At 67.9% G+C, this 3,403-nt stretch carries 2 protein-coding genes and 1 pseudogene; all 3 read right to left on the minus strand.

The window, feature by feature from the left end; all coding sequences use genetic code 11:
• Positions 1–116: pseudogene (locus WAW85_RS07735) on the minus strand (MaoC family dehydratase); the annotation flags it as partial.
• On the minus strand, positions 113–1,261 hold the full coding sequence (locus tag WAW85_RS07740; RefSeq protein WP_422559044.1) for an acyl-CoA dehydrogenase family protein: 1,149 nt from the start codon (positions 1,259–1,261) through the stop codon (positions 113–115). The pseudogene WAW85_RS07735 and the gene WAW85_RS07740, both read right to left, overlap by 4 nt.
• Positions 1,261–3,297 (minus strand): acetyl/propionyl/methylcrotonyl-CoA carboxylase subunit alpha, encoded by a 2,037-nt coding sequence (locus tag WAW85_RS07745; RefSeq protein ID WP_422559045.1) that lies wholly within the window; start codon positions 3,295–3,297, stop codon positions 1,261–1,263. The genes WAW85_RS07740 and WAW85_RS07745 overlap by 1 nt, the downstream gene beginning before the upstream one ends.
• Positions 3,298–3,403: the final 106 nt, after the last annotated feature.

The raw sequence follows: 3,403 nt of genomic DNA on the forward strand, positions 1-3,403 counted from the left end.
GTGGTGAACAGGACGTTGTCGGCCTCGGTCAGTGTGCGGCCCGGCCGGTGCTCGTACACCGCGCCCTCGGCGAACTCTTCAAACCACAGGCCGCGCTGAACGATGCGCTGCGTCACGACGGCAGTCCCAGCGCGCGGGCGATCAGCATCAGCTGCACTTCGGTGGTGCCCTCACCGATCTCCAGGATCTTCGAATCGCGGTAGTGTCGCGACACCGGGTACTCGTTCATGAAGCCGTAGCCGCCGTGGATCTGCGTGGCCATCCGCGCGTTGTCCATTGCGGCCTCGCTGGACACCATTTTCGCGATCGCCGCCTCCTTCTTGAAAGGCTGGCCAGCCAACATCTTGGCGGCCGCGTCGTAGTAGGCGGTGCGCGCGACGTGCGCGCGAGCTTCCATCCGGGCGATCGCGAACGAGATCGACTGATACTCGGCGATCGGCTTGCCAAAGGACTTGCGTTCGGCGGCATACTTGACGCACTCGTCAACGCAGCCCTGGGCAACGCCGGTGGCCACCCCGGAGATCGCGATGCGGCCTTCGTCAAGGATGGACAGGAAGTTCGCATAGCCGCGGCCGCGTTGCCCGAGAAGATTCTCCCGCGGCACGCGGGCGTCAGTGAAGCTCAGCGGATGGGTGTCGCTGGCATGCCAGCCGACTTTGTCGTAGGCCGGTTCGGCGACGAATCCGGGCGTTCCGGCCGGCACGATGATCGTCGAGATCTCTTTCTTCCCGTCCTCGCGGGTACCGGTGACCGCGGTGACGGTGACCAGCGAGGTGATGGACGTGCCCGAGTTGGTGATGAACTGCTTGCCGCCGTTGATCACCCACTCCGGCCCGTCTTGCACCGCGGTCGTGGCCGTCGCCCCGGCATCGCTGCCGGCGCCCGGCTCGGTCAGCCCGAATCCGGCGAGGCGCTTACCGGCGACCAGGTCGGGCAGCCACTGCTCTTTCTGCGCGTCGTCGCCGAATCGGTAGATCGGCATAGCCCCCAAACCGACACCGGCCTCGAGGGTCATCGCCACCGACTGGTCCACCTTGGCGAGCTCTTCCAGCGCCAGGGCCAGGGCGAAGTAGTCGCCGCCCATGCCGCCGTACTCTTCGGAGAACGGAAGGCCGAACAACCCCATGTCCCCCATCTGGGCGACCACCTCGTACGGAAAAGTCTTATCCCGATCGTGCTGATACGACACCGGTGCGACCACCTGCTGCGCGAAGTCGCGCACGCTGCCGATCAGGTCGGTGTACTCCTGGGTCAGTTCCATCAACGATCTTCCTTCTCTGCCGCTGCTTCGGCGTTCTCTGCTTCGACGATGGCCAGCACCTGCTGAGCATCCACCTTCTGTCCGGCCCGCACCATGACCTTGGTGATACCGGCGAGCGGGGCCCGCAACGTGTGCTCCATCTTCATGGCTTCGACGACGACGAGCGGCGCACCCGCAGCCACCGCGGTGCCATCACGTGCGGGTACCGCGACGACGGTGCCCGGCATCGGGCTGCGCACGTCACCGGCGGATTGTTCCGCGTCGGACGAGGCCAGGGTGTGCGCCGTGGTCATCACCCAGGTGTTTCCGTCGCCGTGCACCCAGCGTTGCGCCCCACCGGTACGCGCGGGCGGGGTCTGTTCGACGACCCAGCGCGTCCCCACTCCGTCGCACCGCACGGTGACGGCGTGGCCGCCACGCGGCTTCAGGTACACCGCGCCGGTCCATAGCTCAACGGCATCCTCGGTGATGGTGACCTCGGCCTGCAGGGTGCGGGTGTCCGATGCGGTGACGCGCGCCGACACGGTGTAGCGGCGGCCCGCACAGACCAGTCGCGTCACGATCGGCGACGGCGCGCCGATCCGGAAAGCGACTGCGGCAGCCCACAGCTCGTCGGCACTGCCCAGGTCCAGGGTGCCCAGTGCCCCGGCGATCAGCGCGGGCGGCGTCGGCTCGGCGGGGGCGTAGTCGGCGACCAGGAGGTCGAGCAGTTCGGTGTCGAGCTGCGCCGCCCGCACCCGAGGCTGGGCCAGCACGTGCCGGCAGAAATCAATGTTGGTGCCCACCCCGACCAGTGCGGTGTCCGCCAACGCTTCGTCGAGCCGGTCGAGCGCTTCGGCGCGGTCTGTGCCGTGCGCGATCACCTTGGCGAGCATCGGATCGTAGTCACTGCCGATCACCGATCCAGCGTCGATCCCGGAATCGATGCGTACCCCGACGGCCTGTTCGGGCCAGAGTAGGGTCCGCACCGTGCCGCCGGTCGGCAGAAAGCCCTGCGCCGGATCTTCGGCGTACACACGCGCCTCGATGGCATGCCCGCGCAGCACGATGTCGTCCTGGGTGAATTCCAATCGCTCGCCGCGGGCGACTCGCACCTGCTGCTCAACCAAGTCGATGCCGGTGACCAACTCGGTGACCGGGTGCTCCACTTGCAGGCGGGTGTTCATCTCCATGAAGAAGAAGTCGTCCGGTGCCGCCGCCGAGACGATGAACTCCACGGTGCCCGCACCGGTGTAGCCGACGCTGCGCGCTGCATCGCAGGCCGCCGCCCCGATGCGGGCGCGGGTCTCCGGCGTGAGCAGGGCCGACGGCGCCTCCTCGATCACCTTCTGGTGGCGGCGCTGGAGCGAGCATTCCCGCTCCCCGAGGTGGATCACCGTGCCGTGATTGTCGGCCAGGATCTGCACCTCGATATGCCGGGGAGTCAGCACGAAGTGCTCCAGGAAGAGCGCATCGTCGCCGAATGCCGTTGCGGCTTCGCGGCGCGCGGTGACCAGCGCTCCGGGCAGCTCGGCCGGATCGTCGACGCGGTGCATACCCTTGCCGCCGCCGCCGGCGCTCGGCTTAATCAGCACCGGGAAGCCGATGTCCGGGGCCGCGGCGATCAGATCGTCATCGGTGAGACCGGGCCGGGACAGCCCGGGCACCACGGGAACACCGCGTTCGGTGACCGCAGCGCGCGCGGTGATCTTGTCGCCCATCGTGGCGATGGCCGAGGCTGGCGGCCCGATAAAGACAATCCCGGCCTCGGCCAGGGCCGCCGCGAATTCGGTGTTCTCCGACAGAAACCCATAACCGGGGTGCACGGCGTCGGCACCGGTTTGCCGGGCGGCGCCGATCACCGCGGCAATGTCCAGATAGCTCTGTGCGGCCGGGGCCGGGCCCAGCCGTACCGCAACATCGGCGGCCCGCACATGCGGGGCATGCGCATCGGCATCGGAGTACACCGCGATCGATCGAATCCCGAGATCGCGCAGGGTCCTGATCACGCGGACGGCGATCTCCCCGCGGTTGGCCACCAGCACACTACGAATCACTTTGTCGCTCCCTATCCATATCGTTGTTCCCTGAGCCCTTCGTCGCCCCCTGAGCCGACGGAGTCGGGTTCACCCTGAGCCGACGGAGTCGGGTTCACCCTGAGCC

The sequence above is a fragment of the Gordonia sp. (in: high G+C Gram-positive bacteria) genome (assembly GCF_049299075.1).
Lineage (GTDB): Bacteria > Actinomycetota > Actinomycetes > Mycobacteriales > Mycobacteriaceae > Gordonia.

What these genes read in the sequence shown, in the direction of transcription:
- WAW85_RS07740 (WP_422559044.1), bottom strand. Translation starts at nt 1,261, where the DNA reads ATGGAACTGACCCAGGAGTACACCGACCTGATCGGCAGCGTGCGCGAC.